Source organism: Flavobacterium sp. 38-13 (assembly GCF_001899155.1).
Classification (GTDB): domain Bacteria; phylum Bacteroidota; class Bacteroidia; order Flavobacteriales; family Flavobacteriaceae; genus Flavobacterium; species Flavobacterium lindanitolerans.
On the sequence record NZ_MKVG01000007.1, the window covers coordinates 280,795 to 298,414 of the forward strand.

General features: G+C 37.5%; 14 protein-coding genes. 5 read left to right on the plus strand and 9 right to left on the minus strand.

Translation table 11 applies throughout. The features are described from left to right. The first annotated feature begins 71 nt into the window (after positions 1-71). Positions 72-1,544, plus strand: a complete 1,473-nt coding sequence (locus BGO88_RS04185; protein ID WP_056070654.1) for a hypothetical protein — start codon at positions 72-74, stop codon at positions 1,542-1,544. A gap of 73 nt (positions 1,545-1,617) precedes the next feature. Here the strand turns inward: BGO88_RS04185 and bcp are convergent, their stop codons facing one another. Continuing rightward, positions 1,618-2,070: a thioredoxin-dependent thiol peroxidase gene (gene bcp / locus BGO88_RS04190; RefSeq protein WP_286706055.1), complete on the minus strand. Its 453-nt coding sequence runs from the start codon at positions 2,068-2,070 to the stop codon at positions 1,618-1,620. Between the two features lie 84 nt (positions 2,071-2,154). Here bcp and BGO88_RS04195 point away from each other — a divergent pair, with 84 nt between their 5' ends. Continuing rightward, a complete protein-coding gene (locus BGO88_RS04195) occupies positions 2,155-2,805 on the plus strand; it encodes an endonuclease III domain-containing protein (RefSeq protein ID WP_286706056.1) in 651 nt (216 codons plus the stop codon). Between the two features lie 235 nt (positions 2,806-3,040). Here BGO88_RS04195 and BGO88_RS04200 read toward each other — a convergent pair whose 3' ends face one another. Next, complete coding sequence (locus tag BGO88_RS04200; protein ID WP_056070645.1) at positions 3,041-3,625, minus strand: RNA polymerase sigma factor; 585 nt, start codon at positions 3,623-3,625, stop codon at positions 3,041-3,043. Between the two features lie 319 nt (positions 3,626-3,944). Here BGO88_RS04200 and uvrA point away from each other — a divergent pair, with 319 nt between their 5' ends. Further along, on the plus strand, positions 3,945-6,731 hold the full coding sequence (uvrA, locus tag BGO88_RS04205) for an excinuclease ABC subunit UvrA (RefSeq protein ID WP_286706057.1): 2,787 nt from the start codon (positions 3,945-3,947) through the stop codon (positions 6,729-6,731). 213 nt (positions 6,732-6,944) lie between these two features. Here the strand turns inward: uvrA and BGO88_RS04210 are convergent, their stop codons facing one another. The 6 genes from BGO88_RS04210 to BGO88_RS04235 all read right to left on the minus strand — a co-directional run bounded on the left by BGO88_RS04210 (position 6,945) and on the right by BGO88_RS04235 (position 14,817). Then, on the minus strand, positions 6,945-7,916 hold the full coding sequence (locus BGO88_RS04210; RefSeq protein ID WP_286706058.1) for a YeiH family protein: 972 nt from the start codon (positions 7,914-7,916) through the stop codon (positions 6,945-6,947). 69 nt (positions 7,917-7,985) lie between these two features. Beyond that, entirely contained in the window at positions 7,986-8,882 is an 897-nt protein-coding gene (locus BGO88_RS04215) for a LysR substrate-binding domain-containing protein (protein WP_286706059.1), read from the minus strand. Positions 8,883-8,904: 22 nt separating this feature from the next. Next, positions 8,905-10,380, minus strand: coding sequence for an oligosaccharide flippase family protein (locus tag BGO88_RS04220; RefSeq protein WP_286706060.1), 1,476 nt, complete (start codon positions 10,378-10,380; stop codon positions 8,905-8,907). Positions 10,381-10,584: 204 nt separating this feature from the next. Next, complete coding sequence (locus BGO88_RS04225; RefSeq protein WP_502686499.1) at positions 10,585-11,865, minus strand: glycosyltransferase family 4 protein; 1,281 nt, start codon at positions 11,863-11,865, stop codon at positions 10,585-10,587. Between the two features lie 142 nt (positions 11,866-12,007). Next, positions 12,008-14,467: a YfhO family protein gene (locus BGO88_RS04230; RefSeq protein ID WP_286706061.1), complete on the minus strand. Its 2,460-nt coding sequence runs from the start codon at positions 14,465-14,467 to the stop codon at positions 12,008-12,010. A gap of 71 nt (positions 14,468-14,538) precedes the next feature. Next, positions 14,539-14,817 carry a DUF4834 family protein gene (locus tag BGO88_RS04235; RefSeq protein ID WP_056070626.1) on the minus strand — a complete coding sequence of 93 codons (279 nt, stop codon included), beginning with the start codon at positions 14,815-14,817 and terminating at the stop codon, positions 14,539-14,541. 128 nt (positions 14,818-14,945) lie between these two features. On the opposite strand from BGO88_RS04235, the gene BGO88_RS04240 reads away from it, so the two are divergent. Then, positions 14,946-15,911, plus strand: a complete 966-nt coding sequence (locus BGO88_RS04240; protein ID WP_101471780.1) for a transporter — start codon at positions 14,946-14,948, stop codon at positions 15,909-15,911. A gap of 6 nt (positions 15,912-15,917) precedes the next feature. Continuing rightward, positions 15,918-17,036 (plus strand): GTP cyclohydrolase, encoded by a 1,119-nt coding sequence (locus BGO88_RS04245; RefSeq protein ID WP_286706062.1) that lies wholly within the window; start codon positions 15,918-15,920, stop codon positions 17,034-17,036. A 66-nt stretch (positions 17,037-17,102) separates the two neighbouring features. On the opposite strand, the gene BGO88_RS04250 is transcribed toward BGO88_RS04245, so the two are convergent. Beyond that, entirely contained in the window at positions 17,103-17,567 is a 465-nt protein-coding gene (locus tag BGO88_RS04250) for a hypothetical protein (protein ID WP_157486152.1), read from the minus strand. Positions 17,568-17,620: the final 53 nt, after the last annotated feature.

A 17,620-nucleotide genomic window follows, 5' to 3' on the forward strand; every position in this document is an offset into this window, starting at 1 on the left:
TTACAAAAATAGGATTAATTCCCTTTAATAAAAGCCCTATTTTGTTAACTTTGCAAAGTATTATCACTATTATGAGAAACGACGAAAACGAGATTAAACTCAAAGGAGATAAGGTCATTGAGCAGATTCCTTCCATAAAGGATAAAGCGCTCCGTATCAACTTGAATGAAAATATATATGGTACTTTTGCCGAGATTGGTGCCGGTCAGGAAACTGTAAGGCATTTCTTTAGAACAGGTGGTTCATCCGGAACGATTGCTAAGGCGATGTCTGCCTATGACAAGGATTTTAGCGACGCCATCTATGGTGCTGAAGCTGATGGAAGATATGTCACCGAGGCCCGATTAAAAAAAATGCTTTCACACGAAGTAAAACTTGTGGAACAGCGTCTTAAACGAGACAAACATCCCAGCAAAATGTTTTTTAGCTACGCCAACACGGTAGCCACTATCGATTTTGCAAAACAATTCAAAGGACATGGTTGGGTAGGTATCAAATACCAGATTGAACCGGACGAGGATTATAATGAAATTATACTCCATATCCGTTTTAAAGAAACCGATGCCCGATTACAACAGGAAACCCTTGGTATTCTTGGTGTTAATCTGATTTACGGTGCTTTTTACAAATACAATGACCCAAAAAAGTTACTGCGTTATCTTTATGACCACCTGGACAAGGACCAATTGGAAATCGATACGATAAATTTTTCCGGTCCGCGCTTTGCCGATGTCGATAACCGTTTGATGAGCCTCCAGCTGGTTAAAAACGGGATGACAGATGCCGTAATGTTTGACCCTGAAGGAAATAACGTTTTACCTGCTGCTGTACTTTACAAAAAGAACATTTTGGCACTAAGAGGAAGTTTCCGCCCGGTAACCCGTGTAAACATGGATATGTACGAGAAATCATTACAGATGTTTCTCGAAGAAAATAAAGTAGAAAAAGAAAATACGCTGGTCGTTTTTGAAATTACGCTTTCCAACCTGCGTTCGGATGGTGAAATTGACGAAAGAGATTTTATGGACAGGGCTGAATTGCTTTGTTCTTTAGGACAGACTGTAATGATTTCTAATTTCCAAGAGTATTATAAAGTAGTGGAATATTTCTCTAACTACACCAAAGCCCGTATGGGACTTGCCATGGGAGTAAGCAACCTTGTGGATGTTTTTGATGAAAAATATTACCGCCATTTAAGCGGTGGTATACTGGAAGCTTTCGGTAAATTATTTTATCGTGACCTGAAGGTATTCCTGTATCCTATGAAGGACGAACACGGAGTAGTCATCAATTCAGAAAACCTCAAAGTACATCCTAGAATGAAAGAATTGTATAAATTCTTCAAGTTCAACGGAAAGGTAGTCGATATAACCGACTTTGATGAGCATGATTTGGAAATTTTCTCCCGTGAGGTTCTGAAAATGATTAGCAAAGGAAAACCGGGCTGGGAAAGCATGCTGCCAAAAGGTATTGCAGAAATGATTAAAAGAGATAATCTTTTTGGTTACGACCCTAAAAAACTGATGGAAGAAAGCACAAATTAGTTTAAAAGAGGTGCTAAGTTTAGATATTTTATAAAAAAAGCAGTATTTGTCAGATACTGCTTTTTTATTTACCCTATTTTAATATCTGATTGGCGTGCGCTTTGGTTTTTACGTCGGTAATCACTTCTTCGATAATCCCCTTCTCATCAATTACAAATGTTGTCCTGTGGATTCCGTCATAGGTTCTTCCCATAAACTTTTTAGGTCCCCAGACGCCAAAAGCTTCAATAATACTCTTATCTTCATCTGCCATTAACGGGAAAGGAAACTTGAATTTATCCCTGAATCTTCCCTGTGCTTTTTGAGAATCTGCGCTAACTCCCAAAAGCTCGTAATTATTCGCTTTAAAGCGTTCAAAATTATCACGCAAGTTGCAAGCTTCGGCGGTACAACCCGGCGTATTCGCTTTAGGATAAAAGAAAACTACTAACTTTTTTCCTTTATAATCTGCTAACTGGTGAAATTTTCCGTCTTGGTCAAAGCCTGAAAAATCAGGCGCTTTGTCTCCTGCTTTTAATGTTGTCATGTTTTTGGTATTGGGTTTCAGAAAATTGTAAAAAGGAAAAACTAAATATTTATCCTACTTTTACATTTATAAAAATAGCTAAAAATGACCAAAAAAGAGCGCGCTACATTTGTTATTAATACGTTAAAAGAGTTATACACTACCGTTCCTGTTCCGTTAGACCATAAAGACGCTTATACTTTGCTAATTGCTGTTTTGTTATCGGCACAATGCACAGACGTTCGTGTCAATCAGATTACGCCCTTGCTCTTTGCCAGGGCTGACAATCCATATGATATGGTAAAAATGTCTGTTGAAGAAATTCAGGACATCATCCGTCCGTGTGGCCTTTCGCCTATGAAATCCAAAGGAATCTACGGCTTGTCACAAATACTTATTGAAAAATACAATGGCGAAGTCCCTCAAAGTTTTGAAGCATTGGAAGCGCTTCCGGCAGTAGGGCACAAAACAGCCAGCGTTGTTATGTCACAGGCTTTTGGAGTTCCTGCTTTCCCGGTAGACACGCATATCCACCGATTGATGTATCGCTGGGGACTTTCAAACGGAAAAAATGTGCTACAGACGGAAAAAGATGCTAAAGCTATTTTCCCCAGAGAATTATGGAATGACCTCCACCTTCAGATAATCTGGTATGGAAGGGAATATTCTCCTGCAAGGGGCTGGAATTTAGGAAAGGATATTATTACCCGCACTATCGGCAGTAAAAAAGTACTGGCTGAACTGGCCGGGAAATAAAAAAAATATCCCGATAATAAATTACCGGGATATTTTATCAGTTAGCAATCGACTCAAATTTAAGCCCTTTTACTTTGATATAGCTCAAGGCTTTAGAGTAATTCAATAGAAATGATATTGTCTCTTTTTTAGGTTGCATTGGTTTTGTTGCTAATGATTTTTTAGAGTAGATTTTTGCCATATAATAATTTTACTAGGTTATTTCTACTACAACGCAACAATGCAGGGAATATTGTTAGTTTGTCAAGATAATTTGATGCTTGTCAATAACTTTTCTTAAGTTCATGAGAGCATAACGCATTCTACCCAAAGCGGTATTGATGCTAACTCCCGTCAATTCAGAGATTTCTTTAAAACTAAGGTCCTGATAAATTCGCATTAACAGCACTTCTTTCTGGTCATCCGGAAGTTCTTCTATCAATTTTTTCAGGTCTTTTTCTACCTGAGCCGTAATCATTCTGCTTTCGATATTCGGGCATGAGTCTGAAATAACAGAGAATATAGAAAACTCTTCTGTTTCTCTTGACATAGGCATTTTTTTGCCTCTCCTGAAATGGTCCACAATAAGGTTATGGGCAATTCTCATTACCCAGGGAAGAAATTTCCCTTCTTCATTATACGAACCTGATTTCAAGGTTTTAATGACTTTAATAAAGGTGTCCTGAAAAATATCATCAGTAATATCTCTGTCAGAAACCTTGGAGTAGATAAATCCATAGATTTTTGACTGGTGTCTGTCGATAAGTGAAGCAAGAGCGACTTCGTCACCCGCCACATATCTTTTTACCAACAAAGCGTCTGGGGTTTGAACATTTGCCATAGTATTACCTTTTAGTTTTTGGTTGTGTAATGAAAAATAGATATTCTAAAAAGTAATTTTTTGTATAGGCAAGTGTTAAATTAAGATTAATAATGAACCAAATGTAGCATTATTTTTTTTATAGTACAAAACAAAATATCGAATTTTAACATAAAACCTTATGATAAAATAATTTTCAACAATGTTTCTCCGTCAAAAAATGGCATATTTCAATAGATTTACGAGTCCGTTAACATTGCCATCCCTGACTATATCTCAATCTTATAGTATCGGATTGCATCACTAAAATTAATTATCTTTGTACTTCTCAAAATTAGCTATGATAACTGATATAACAAAGATTGAACCAAAATCAAATATTATCATCAAAGGTGCTCAAATTCACAATCTTAAGAATCTTGATGTAGTAATTCCCAGAAATAAATTTGTAGTCATTACAGGGCTTTCCGGCTCCGGAAAATCAAGTCTGGCTTTTGATACACTTTATGCTGAAGGACAAAGAAGGTATGTTGAAAGTCTTTCTTCTTATGCCAGGCAGTTTCTTGGACGATTAGACAAGCCAAAAGTAGAATATATCAAAGGAATTGCTCCGGCAATAGCTATCGAGCAAAAAGTGAATACGACCAATGCCCGCTCAACGGTTGGTACTTCTACAGAAATATACGATTACCTGAAATTGCTTTTTGCCAGAATCGGGAAAACTTTCTCTCCTATATCCGGGCAGGAAGTCAGAAAAGACAGTGTTACAGATGTTATTAATGACGTAAAATCATTTGATTTGGATAGTCGGTGGTTGCTCCTCGCCCCTATTCATCTGGAAGACGGACGTGCACTTGAAGACAAACTGAAAGTATTGCTGCAACAGGGGTTTGCCCGTATACTGGTGGGTAATGAAATGGTAAGACTTGATGAAATAGACGGCCATTCGTTAGACAATAAAGATATATTATTGATTATTGACAGGATTGTTGTCAAGGAAGAAGAAGAATTTTTCAACCGACTTGCCGATGCTATCCAGACCGCTTTTTATGAAGGCAAAGGTGTTTGTTATCTGCAGGAATTAAATACGGATAAGCGTTTTACGTACAGTAATAATTTTGAACTGGACGGAATACAGTTTTTTGAACCTAACGTTCACCTTTTCAGCTTTAATAATCCTTATGGAGCCTGCCCTACCTGTCAGGGATATGGGAATGTGATAGGAATTGATGAAGATTTGGTTATCCCGAACACAGCACTTTCTATTTTCGAAAATGCTATTTATCCGTGGCGCGGCGAGAGCATGAGCTGGTACAGAGATGAACTGGTCAAAAACGGTTATAAATTTGATTTCCCCATCCACAAGCCCTATTATGAACTTACTGAAGAACAAAAAGCTTTGGTATGGAAAGGCAATAAGGAATTTGTCGGATTGAACGATTTCTTTAAAGAACTGGAAGTAAAAAATTATAAAATACAAAATCGTGTGATGCTTTCCCGCTACAGGGGTAAGACCAAATGCCCGGATTGCAGAGGAAAACGTCTGCGTGAAGAAGCCAATTATGTAAAAGTTGGCGGCAAAACGATTTCTGATTTGGTTGATTTGCCAATCAAAAGATTGGTTACTTTTTTCAAAGAACTGGAATTTTCGGAATACGATTTCAAAGTTGCCAAACGTTTATTACTGGAAATCAATAACCGTCTGGCTTTCCTATCGGAGGTGGGGCTTGATTATCTTACCCTAAACCGAAATTCTGCCACATTATCCGGAGGTGAATCCCAGCGAATTAATCTGGCTACATCCTTAGGAAGCAGCCTAGTAGGCTCGATGTATATTTTGGATGAGCCAAGTATCGGGCTTCATCCTAAAGATACGGAACGATTGATAAAAGTGTTGCTTTCGCTTCGCGATTTAGGAAATACGGTTATCGTGGTGGAGCACGATGAAGATATTATGAAAGCGGCCGATATGATTATCGACATAGGCCCGGAAGCAGGAACATTTGGAGGAGAACTGGTGGCACAGGGAACTTTTGAGGAAATACTAAAATCATCATCGCTTACAGCCCAATACCTGAACGGACAGGAAGAAATAAAAACGCCGAGAATACGCAGAAAACATAAAAACTTTATTGATATTATTGGGGCACGTGAAAACAACCTTAAAAATATTGATGTTCGTTTTCCTTTGGAAGTGCTTACAGTAATCACCGGAGTTTCCGGAAGTGGAAAAAGTACCCTTGTCAAAAAAATACTTTTTCCGGCCATGCAGAAAGCGCTGGAAGGTGTTGGTGAAAAAGCCGGGCAATTTAGCGAAATGACCGGAAGTTATCAGCTTATCAAACATATCGAATATGTCGACCAGAATCCTATTGGCCGTAGTTCACGTTCCAATCCGGTGACCTATATCAAGGCGTATGACGATATTCGTGACCTGTTTGCCAAGCAAAAACTATCGCAAATCAGAAATTATCAGCCAAAGCATTTCTCATTCAACGTTGATGGCGGTCGTTGTGAAACCTGCAAAGGTGAAGGTACTATCAATGTAGAAATGGTTTTTATGGCCGATGTCCAATTGGTATGCGATACCTGCAACGGAAAGCGTTTCAAAAAAGAAATTCTGGAAGTTACCTACGAAGGAAAAAACATAGACGATATTCTGACGCTGACAATTGATGATGCTGTAGCTTTCTTTTCCGAACACAAGCAGTCAAAAATCACCCAGAAACTGCAACCCTTACAGGATGTTGGTTTGGGTTACGTACAACTTGGGCAGTCCTCATCGACACTTTCGGGTGGTGAGGCACAGCGAATCAAACTGGCTTCTTTCCTTGTAAAAGGAGCAACAAAAGATAAAGCTCTGTTTGTTTTTGACGAGCCAACTACCGGATTGCATTTTCACGATATTAAAAAACTGTTGGCTTCATTTGATGCCTTAATCGACAAAGGACATTCCATCATTGTTATTGAGCATAATCTTGACCTTATCAAGTGTGCTGATTATATTATCGATATTGGTCCTGAAGGCGGTGAAAACGGAGGGCAGCTAGTTGCTTCGGGAACACCGGAAGAAATTGTACAAAATAAAAATTCTATTACCGGAAAATATCTCAAAGAAAAACTATAGTACTGTTTAACACTAATTTATCATTCCGGGAAGCATGACATTTTAACTTTGGCATGGAACTTGAATATAGTAAATCGTAAAAGTTAGTTGGTTAGACAAACTGATAAAATATTTAAGAGTTTAATAATTTGGTTGATTATTAAAATTGGTTGGTTAGGTTTGTTATAAATCCCGTTATACTGCAAAGTAGGCGGGATTTATTATTTTATACGGTTACAGATAAAATATAATCAAAACTGTAGGAACCGCTATAAGTATCCAAAGTATAATTCCTTGCAGTATAGGCTTGAATCCGACCGAAGCCAATACCGTTTTCGACAAACCTGCTCCAATTAAAAACAGCGTAACGGTCATCCCGATTTTTGACAGGCTTACAAGGCTACCTCCTATTTTATGGAAAAAAGGAACATAGGTATTAAGGATGATGGCCACCACAAACAAGCCTATGAAATAAGGGATTTTTATTTTTGATTCTTTCGACTTAAAAATAACCGAACTAATAAAAGCAATCGGAATTATCCACAATGCCCGTGTGAGCTTTACTGTAGTAGCCATCTGCAAGGCTTCATTTCCATATTTGCTTGCAGCTCCTACAACAGAACTGGTATCTTGTATGGCTATGGCACACCACAATCCAAATTGAGACTGGGAAAGATGCAGCATATGGCCTATAACCGGGAACAACAGGAGTGCTATTGAGTTTAATATGAAAATTGCTCCTAATGCTACGCTTATTTGTTTTTCTTTTGCGTTGATAACCGGTGAAACAGCAGCAATGGCACTTCCTCCGCAAATGGCTGTTCCAACAGAAATCAGGAAGGATATTTCTTTATTAATCTTTAGGATTTTCCCGACTATATATCCGGCTGTAAGAACACCAAAAATAGAAAATACCGTAAATAAAAAACCACTTTTTCCTGCCTGAAGTGCCGTATGTACATTCATTCCAAATCCTAAACCTACTACAGAAATTTGCAGCAAATAATGCGTTATTTTATGATTGAATTGCAAATACGGATGTCCAATTGTCCGGGCAGTCAAAATTCCTAAAAATAAGGCAAAAGGTGGCGAAATATAAGTTGATGAGCAAAGCAGGATTAGCAATATAAAAAGTAGCTGCCTAACCGTAATATTCTTTCCGAAAAAGTTCCGCTTCTGCTCTAAGAGATGATTATTTTTTTCCATTGTATGATTAAATTACAATGCAAAATTGACAAGTCTGGAAGCAAGAGAGAAATTACTATTTTGAATGTGTTATAACTTTAAGTTATGTAAGGACAGGTGTTTGAAAAAAACCTCATTTAAAAAATGCGTATCGCCCTGTTGTATAACACAATAGAAATAGCGTTCAATTTCCAACTCTTTGATATCGACAATTTTTAATTCTCCGCTTTTCAATTCTTTGAATATAGAAGTTACAGACAGGAAAGCATACGAATTGGAATTCAACAGATAAGACTTGATACTTTCTGTACTTTCAAATTCCATATCAATATTGAGGGCCGAAAACGGCAGGCCTGCTTTTTTTAATGCCGCAATAATAACTTCACGGGTTCCAGAACCACTTTCCCTCATTACTAAAGGCAATTGCTGTAAATCTTTTAAAGCAAATGTTGCCTTTTTTGAAGATGGGTTTGCTGCGCTTGTACACAAAACTATTTCATCTTTAACCAGAGGAGTATATTTTATGTCTTTGCGTTTGGTTTGTCCTTCCACAATACCCAAATTGACCTTATTTTCCAACAACAGGTTCTCTACCTGCTCTGTATTATTCACAAAAAGGGTTATTTTCAAATCAGGGAACTTCCGCTTGAAAGAAGCCAGATATTTTGGTAAAAAGTATTGTGCTACAGTTGTACTGGCTCCTATTTTAAGCACTCCCCTAATGTCTTTCGTCAGTGCCGCAAGGTCAAATTCTATGTTTCTGTGTATGGTTAGAATTTCTTCGGCATAGCCCAAAAGTATTTCTCCGGCCGGAGTTAGTTTTATTCTTGTACCATTTCTTTCAAAAAGCTTGCTCTGATAGAAAGATTCAATCTCATGGATATGCTTGCTGACGGCGGGCTGGGTAATAAAAAGCTCTTCTGCAGCTTTTGTAAAATTAAGCCGCTTCGCCACTATGTAAAAAACTTTTAGCCTAAAGTCCAACATCCTGTCAAAAATTAAAAAACTGCTACTTCTTAAGTGAGTTTTTGATTATAGGAACCATTTTCTCTAAAACCTGATTGATATCGGCAGAAATCTTAAAAAGATAATTCAGATACACATAAACTATTGTAATCAATATTGATTTCAAGATGATATTTACAAAAGGATTGAAAGGAAAATCCCAAAAATAAAATGTGATAAACACAAGAGCTATGATTCCAAATGATTTTAAGGTATTGGCTGTAAACGGATATAAATCCATTTTTCTAACCACAAACAGCAGTTTTATCGTATTATAGACAAATATGGAAATAAAGGTAGCCAAAGCAGAACCTGTTATGCCATACATTGGAATAAAAAGCATATTTAACCCAATCATCATTACAACCAGCAGCAATCCGAAAATCAAAACCATGCGGTAGTATTTTGTATTCAGGATAATGGCATTGTTGTTTCCTAAAATGACATCATAAAACTTACCGAGCCCGATTAGAAAAACACTCCAAAGTCCCGCCTCATAATTTCCGGGTATTACTAGATACAGTTGCTTGATATTTAGAAAAATACCCAACATTACCAATCCACCAAAAACCTGCAGACTGATGGCGCTTTTTTTATAGAGGTCGTTCAGTTCTTCCATCTTTTCTTCGCTCATTAAGCGGGCTGTTATCGGGTAGATAATCTGTAGCATGGCCCGACTCGGAACCGCAATAACCGTAGCAATATAAATCGCGACAGAATAGACTGCATTTTTGCTGATTTCTTCATAAGCCGGAATCATTACCTTATCAAAATCCAGTAATAATACGGCTACACTTCCTGACAAGATGATAAAAAACGAATAGCCAAAAATATCCCTGGTATTTTCAGGAAGCCTGACATGCAATTTAGGCATTTTGACATACATCGCATATACCATCATGGCAAGCATCTGTAATCCGTAAGCTCCTGCTATGCAATAAATAAAAGTATCTTTATCAATCCATCCCATATAAATAGAACACAGCAGAATTGTAGTCACAATCCGAACCAGGACTTCGCTGATAAAATTCCCGAAAACAGATTTCATATGCACTTTAACCCAGGCATAGAAAATCTCAAAATAGCCCATAAAAAGTCCTACAACCGGTATCAGCCATAAATAAGGCTCAACCGTAGGATTGTCTTTAATTATCCATGACGCAATCTGCTCATATCCAAAAACAGTAATGATAGTAATGGGTATTATCAGCAGAAAAGGCATCAACAGCATAAAACTCAGAAACCGTTCACGTTTGTCTTCGTCCTTATACTTTGCATAAAACCGTATCAGTGTACTATGAACGCCAAACGCCATAAGCGGCATCATGATATTCGCAGCAGAAAGCAAAAACGAAACAATACCGTAATGTGTTTTTCCTAAAAAACTGGTATAGAGGAAAAGTGCATTAACAGCGCCAATACCAAAACCAAAATAGGTTACGGCAATGTTTTTGGCAGACTGGTTTAATACAATTCCCATGGGCGATTTGGATTTATGTTTTTTGATTTATGATTTTAGATTTGTGATTCATGAACTCTGATTTTAGATTTATGATTTGTGATTTTTGATTTGTGATTTCTTTACCTAAACTATCTATCCTGTACCGACTATCCACTATCCACTATCAACTATCCACTAATAACTATCCACTATCAACTATTCTCTATCATCTTAATTCTAAATTCACTTTCGTATAATTTTCGACAGCTTTTCAGTAAGGCTTTTTCGACTGTACTGTTGTAAACCGACGGCATATGTTTTAAGGTTATCTTCTTTATAAGCGGCATAATAAGCCAAAATACGTTCTTTCAGGGCATCAAATTCATCATAATGGAAAAAGGCACCTGTATTTGTTTCTTTTATGATAGAAGCGAAATCTGAACCTTCAGGACCTATTGCCAGGATGGGACGTTCTGAGGCCATGTATTCAAATAATTTTCCCGGTATGATACTTTTTGTGTCCTCAGAATTGATTTCGACCAAAAGCAGCACCTGTGATTTTTTCTGGTGTTCAACTGCTGTCTTGTGCGAAACATAACCCAGATTGTTTACATAAGAGTTCAGCCTGAATTCTGCAAGGGCATCCAGCACTTCCTGACTTACGGCTCCTATCAGTTTCAATTCAAAATCTTTTTTGAAATCAGGGTTTTCTTTAATGATTTCTTTAAGGCATTTCCATAATATTCTCGGATTCCTTTCAGATAAAAAGGAACCAATATGCGCTATGCTGAATTTTTCGTCCAAAGGCTGCCGGGCTACTTTTTCTACATCAAAACCATTTGTAATGATTTCTATCGGTTTTGTAGTCAGCACCTCAAACTCTTTTTTGGTCGTTTGGCTGGTTACTAAAATCTGATCGGCTTCATTCAATACAATAGATTCCAGTTCTTTATGTTTTTTTGCAGCCGATGCGGATAATTTCAGTTTATTATGATAGCCTATGGTTGTCCACGGGTCTCTGAAATCTGCTATCCAGTATGCTTTTGTTCTTTCTTTTAAAGCCAATCCAATAAGATGGAGACTGTGTGGAGGGCCGGAAGTTATTATTGTATCGATTTCGTTTTCACGAATGTATTTCTCCAGAAACAATACCGACGGTTTTACCCAAAACACCCTGGCATCCGGAATAAAAACATTGCCCCGAATCCAAAGAAAAAGTTTTTCCAGAAGGGATTGCTTTTTTTTATTTGGAATAATTCCCGAACTGATTTTTTTGGTCTTTTTCCTGGAAAAAATGGAGGCAAACCCATATGGCTCGAAAATTTTCTTCTTCAATATAATGGCCTTATCGGAAACTTCAGAAACCAATTCCTCATCCAGAATCGGATAGGTTGGGTTTTCGGGAATATAAACAATTGGCTGAATACCAAAATCAGGGAGGTACTTTACAAACTTTAACCAGCGCTGCACTCCGGGTCCTCCTGCCGGTGGCCAATAATAAGTTATGATGAGTACCTTTTTCAAAATTATAAATTTGTGATTTTAGATGGCGGTTTTTAGATTTTAGATTGCAGATTTAAGATTTAAGATTTTGGATTTGCGCTTATACATTACACTAAAAACCTGTTACCTGCCGCCAGAAAACTGCTACCTGCTATCTGAAGTCTTATTTCTCTAATGAGTTTTCTTTTTTGTTTCTTCTATTTTCCCAATAAATCCCGCCTATTAATAACAATATCATTACAATTGAGCTGATTAAAGCAATCGTGCTACCTGTCTTGACAACCTGCGGTTCAAATTTAAATTCAATTGTATGTTTTCCTGCCGGGATTTCCATTGCTCTTAATGTGTAATCTACCCTGAAATGGTCGGCTGGTTTTCCGTCAATAGTTGCCTTCCATCCTTTTGGATAATAGATTTCTGAAAAGACTGCCAATCCTTTTTGCGAATTATTGGAAGTATATTTCAGATGGTTTGGCTTATAGCTATTTAAAACAATAGTTGCTGTACTGTCTTTCTGGTAGGTTTTTGAAATAGCATTTTTAAATTCTTTCTGGTTAAAGACGGCCTGATTCTTTGTGTCTAATTTGTCCAATGCCTTCATTTCTTCATCTGGCGTATTGACAAATTTGACTTCACTTACAAACCATGCATTTCCGTTGGCATCGGGGTTTATGATTGGGTACTCCTGCCCTTTTTCATCTACCTGGATGACGTATTTGGTGTTCAGCATATTGAGTACGTTCAGATTGTTTTTCGCAATCTGGTAATCAAATAACTGCTCAATCCTTCTTGGACGTACAGCGCTGTAACCTGACAGCGATTTGTGGAAGTAGGAAGTTCTTGCCTGTAATCTTCCTTCGATTTCATAAACACGGTATTGCGTCGTGTCTCTTAAAATCTGCTGGTCTGAAACCGTTGGCTGGAAAGGTTCGTTTACTTCTCTTGCACTTACAAAGCCTGTACTGTCAACATAATTCTTGTCGATGAAGAACAAATCTCCAATCATGAACAGTCCTACCAATACAACAGCAAAAGTATGTGAAAGCTTATTTTTGATATGCAGCCATAAAAGTCCTGCTGTCACTAAAATAAGGAATCCGGAACGCAACAGGTCTGCATTATACATGTTTTTTCTATCCTCACGTAACGCTTCGATAAATTCTAGACCAAAAGAGTGGCTTCCTTGTGCCTGGCTAAACATCTGCTGCATTTGGGCATCATAAGGTCCTGTAAAATCAAACATTCCTTTGGCAAAGAAAAGCAGTACAATTATTCCCAAACTTACGCCTCCTGCCAGTTTTAATGATTTCCATTGTTCTTCTTTGTCTGATTTGAAAAAACTTTGAAGTCCCATTATTGCCAGTACCGGAATGCATAACTCAAGAACAACCTGAATAGAAGACACCGCCCTGAATTTGTCATACATTGGCACATAGTTAATGAAAAAGTCAGTCATTAACGGGAAGTTCTTACCCCATGAAAGCAATAATGAAAAGATGGCTCCTCCTAAAAATGCATATTTGATTTTTCGCTTGTCATTGAATAAGGCCAATATGCATAAAAAGAAAACAACAGCTCCAATATAGGCCGGAGCGGCTACGATTGGCTGGTCGCCCCAGTATGTTTTAGCATAGGCTTCAGTAAAACCTTGTGCCTCTTCTGGATTTGCACCCTGAGCGGAAATAAATTCATATACTTTAGATTTGTTTCCCAAATGTTCTGAGTTGGAACCTCCAAACAATCTTGGAGCAAACAGGTTCAGACTTTCCGCAATTCCGTAGCTGTATTCTGTGATATAGTCATATGACATTGAAGAGGTAGTCGTATTTTTAGAACCATCCGGATTATAGGTCAGTTCACTTTTTCCACGCATACTAAAATCAGTATATTCAGAAGTAGCCATCAGGCTGGTTGCATTGGCTCCAACAGCCAAAATTCCGGCTACAGCAAATACTCCAACTGCATACAAAATGCCTTTATAATCTTTCTGTTTGATGTATTTATAAAGAAAATAGATGCCAATAATCAGCAGTAAAAACAACAGATAGTAAGTCATCTGAAAGTGATTGGCATTAATTTCTAATGCCCCGGCAATCATAGTCAGCAAGCCTCCCAGGACATATTTCCGTCTGAATACGAGAATCACACCGGCAACCACCGATGGCATATAGGCTATAGCATGGGCTTTGGCATTATGCCCAACACCCAGAATAATAATCAGATAAGTTGAAAAACCGAAAGCCAAAGCTCCGAAGAAGGCTTTCAGCGGGTCAATCCTCAAGGCGAGCAATAATCCGTAAAATCCGAGAAAATACAAGAAAAGGTAGTCAGCCGGTCGAGGCAGAAAACGCAATACATCATCTAAATCACCTACAAAATCATTAGGATATTTGGCCCCCAACTGATAGGTTGGCATTCCTCCAAAGGCAGAATTTGTCCAGAATGGCTCTTCTTTTTCCTTTGCACGGAAATCGTTCTGCTCTTTTGCCATACCTGTATATTGCGCAATATCAGACTGATAAATCTGCTTGCCCTGCATAACAGGATAAAAATAAATTAGGGAAACCAAAACAAAGCCTAAAATGGCCAGTAAGTGAGGATAATACTTGCTGATTATTTTCATAAGGTGTTAATTGAAAACAAAATAAATAAAGGCGTGAAGATACGCTTTACCGCAAATATATTCAAAGAAAGTTAGTCTATTTCTTCGTAATCGATGTATTCGCCTACTTTTTTAGTCTCACGAGGTCGGTCAGATCTTCTGTTGGCATTTGTATTGATATTGACAAAATCATCCTGGCTATTTTGTCTCTGATAGTTTTGCTGTTGCTGCTGAAAACTCTGTTCCGCTTTTTGCACTACGGTTCTCACCATGATCGGGAAAAATATCCTTGCAAGCAGTCTGACAGCATAATAAATGCAGACCAGGATAAACAACGTTCTCAAGACTCCGTTAAATGAAGCAAATTGCATAATCTAAATTTTTTAAAGCGTAAAATTAGCAAATAGAACGCTTAAATTTAAAATATCCTTCTTAAATAAATAATAAATTATACTACTTTTGGGTTATACTAACCATTGCTAATGAAAACTCAGAGACTATGTCAAAATCAAGATTTGCTTCATTACTGTTGTTCGCCTTCTGTTCTTCAGCCAGCTACGCACAATTTACAGACGTTATCAATTCCAACCGTCCAGGCGAATCCATGTCGGGATTTTCTGTTGGTAAGACCGTCTTTCAAACTGAAGCCGGAATTTATGCCTTAGCCGAAGACCATGATATTCTGAATACTAAAGCCAAAGGATTTGGACTGGATTTGGCATTGCGCTACGGAGCTTTTTTAGAACAGTTGGAATTCATTATGAACCTGCAATATCAGACTGACCAATACGAAACGGCATTGGGTTCTGAAAACAGAAATGCTATCAAAAAACTGACACTTGGAGCCAAATACCTGATTTATGACCCATTCAAAAATTATGAAGAGAAAGTAAACATTTACAGCTGGAAAGCCAACCACCGATTCAAATGGAGACAATTTATTCCTGCCGTGGGTGTTTATGCCGGAGCCAATATCAATTTCTCGAATAATCCATATACTTTTCCAACCGACCCAAAAATCAGCCCAAAGCTGATGGTTATTACACAAAACCACTTTGGAAGCCGCTATGTATATGTGATGAACATTATTGCTGACAGAATCACGACCGACTATCCTAGCTATGGCATTATTGCAACACTAACCAGAGGCTTTAATGAAAAATGGTCCGGGTTTATCGAATTGCAAGGCTATCAGAGTGATTTTTATTCTGACGCTATTGGTCGTATAGGTGCCGCTTACCTTCTTCAACCCAACCTTCAGGTTGATGCCTCCATCAGCAAAAATATAAAAGACACTCCTTCTATTTTTTATGGAGGTGTTGGTGTTTCCTGGAGATTTGACGGTTTTTACAAGGACATTATGATTCAGGGACCGGACAAGAGTGACAAAAAAGACAAAAAGAAAGACAAGAAAAAAGAAGACGAGAAAAAACGAATCGACGAAGTCGGTGGAGAAAAAGAATAGCCTGTAATGATAACAATTAAAGAAGCTAATACCAAAGCCCTGCTTTTGGACTATGTAAAATTTCCATTTTCCCTATACAAAGGCAACAAATACTGGGTTCCGCCTATCATAAACGATGAGCTCGAAACTTTTGACAAAGATAAAAACCCGGCTTTTGCAAGTGCCGAGGCCAAGTTTTATCTTGCTTATAGAAACAATACAATCGTTGGCAGAATTGCAGCCATTATCAACTGGAATGAAGTAAACGACCAGGATAAGAAAAAAGTGCGTTTCGGCTGGTTTGACGTAGTTGACGATATCGAAGTGACCAAAGCATTAATGGAAAAAGTTTATGAATTTGGACGCGAACACCAACTCGAATATGTTGAAGGCCCTGTAGGTTTTTCCAATCTGGATAAGGTAGGCGTACTGACCGAAGGTTTTGACCAAATCAGCACAATGATTACCTGGTATAACCTGCCTTATTATAAAGAACATTTTGAAAAGTTAGGAATGAAAGTTGAAAAAGAATATGTTGAGAGCAAATTCTCTTTCACTAACATCAACCCTGAAACTTTTATAAAAGCAAACGAACTAATCAAGCAGCGATACCAGCTTAAACCGTTAAACTTTACCAAAACCAAAGACATCATGCCCTATGTTGACAAGATGTTTGACCTGTTTAACAAGTCTTATGCAAACCTGTCTTCATTTGTGGCAATAACCGATATTCAGAAAGAATATTTCAAAAAAAAATACATCAGTTTTATCAATCCTGAACTGATTAAATTTATTGTTGACAAAGACGATAATATAATTGCCTTTAGCATTGTAATGCCTTCTTTTTCTGAAGCACTACAAAAAGCCAAAGGAAAGATTTTCCCTTTTGGTATTTTTCATCTGCTTAAAGCCCGGAAGCACAGCAAAGACATGATTTTTTACCTGATAGGGATTGATCCGGAATACCAGAACAAAGGTGTAACGGCTATTGTTTTTAACGAATATTACAAAACCTTTAAAGAAAAGAATGTACAGACGTGTTACAGAACTCCTGAATTAGTTGACAATGTTGCCATTCATAATATCTGGAAACATTTTGATCCGATTATTCACAAAAGAAGATGTACTTATGTACAAAACCTATAGCGTAAAATAATTACAAATAAAAAAGTTCCGAAATCAATCGGAACTTTTTTATTTTCTGTGGATTTACTACTTACATGCTACTTTTTTCAACACCATTTTTTCATCAAACTTTATCGATTTTCTGTCTTTGAAAAGTTGTTTGTTTCCTTTTTCGGTTATATCACCATATCCTTGCAGCAGGTTGTCACCTTTGCGTATCAAAACAATTTCCCGGATTGAAGTCATGCCTTCAGATTGGAATGTATAGTCAGCATATAAGGTATCACCTTTAAACATTCCTGAAAACATACCGGTATTACTGTCTTTTTCAAACCAGGCATATTTCAAATCACCTGCTACATTATTGCCATTAGTTGTTGCCATTGACAAATGTATGGTGTCTTTTCCGTTCGTATATTCGTAACATTCTTTAGCTGGCGCTGTCATTTCAGGCTGCTCCATTTCCGGTTCCGTGACTACTTTTGTATCTTCTTTCTTATTGCAGGCTGTCAGACTGATGACCAACCCCATAACTAAAAATCTGATTTTCATGTGCATTGTTTTTTTGATTAGTAGTATTAAAGATACAGTTTTTAGATGGGAAT

Bases quoted from the DNA above. Each gene is read 5' to 3' on its own strand.
- BGO88_RS04185 (WP_056070654.1), top strand. From the start codon at position 72: ATGAGAAACGACGAAAACGAGATTAAACTCAAAGGAGATAAGGTCATT.
- bcp (WP_286706055.1), bottom strand. From the start codon at position 2,070: ATGACAACATTAAAAGCAGGAGACAAAGCGCCTGATTTTTCAGGCTTT.
- BGO88_RS04195 (WP_286706056.1), top strand. From the start codon at position 2,155: ATGACCAAAAAAGAGCGCGCTACATTTGTTATTAATACGTTAAAAGAG.
- BGO88_RS04200 (WP_056070645.1), bottom strand. From the start codon at position 3,625: ATGGCAAATGTTCAAACCCCAGACGCTTTGTTGGTAAAAAGATATGTG.
- uvrA (WP_286706057.1), top strand. From the start codon at position 3,945: ATGATAACTGATATAACAAAGATTGAACCAAAATCAAATATTATCATC.
- BGO88_RS04210 (WP_286706058.1), bottom strand. From the start codon at position 7,916: ATGGAAAAAAATAATCATCTCTTAGAGCAGAAGCGGAACTTTTTCGGA.
- BGO88_RS04215 (WP_286706059.1), bottom strand. From the start codon at position 8,882: ATGTTGGACTTTAGGCTAAAAGTTTTTTACATAGTGGCGAAGCGGCTT.
- BGO88_RS04220 (WP_286706060.1), bottom strand. From the start codon at position 10,380: ATGGGAATTGTATTAAACCAGTCTGCCAAAAACATTGCCGTAACCTAT.
- BGO88_RS04230 (WP_286706061.1), bottom strand. From the start codon at position 14,467: ATGAAAATAATCAGCAAGTATTATCCTCACTTACTGGCCATTTTAGGC.
- BGO88_RS04235 (WP_056070626.1), bottom strand. From the start codon at position 14,817: ATGCAATTTGCTTCATTTAACGGAGTCTTGAGAACGTTGTTTATCCTG.
- BGO88_RS04240 (WP_101471780.1), top strand. From the start codon at position 14,946: ATGTCAAAATCAAGATTTGCTTCATTACTGTTGTTCGCCTTCTGTTCT.
- BGO88_RS04245 (WP_286706062.1), top strand. From the start codon at position 15,918: ATGATAACAATTAAAGAAGCTAATACCAAAGCCCTGCTTTTGGACTAT.
- BGO88_RS04250 (WP_157486152.1), bottom strand. From the start codon at position 17,567: ATGAAAATCAGATTTTTAGTTATGGGGTTGGTCATCAGTCTGACAGCC.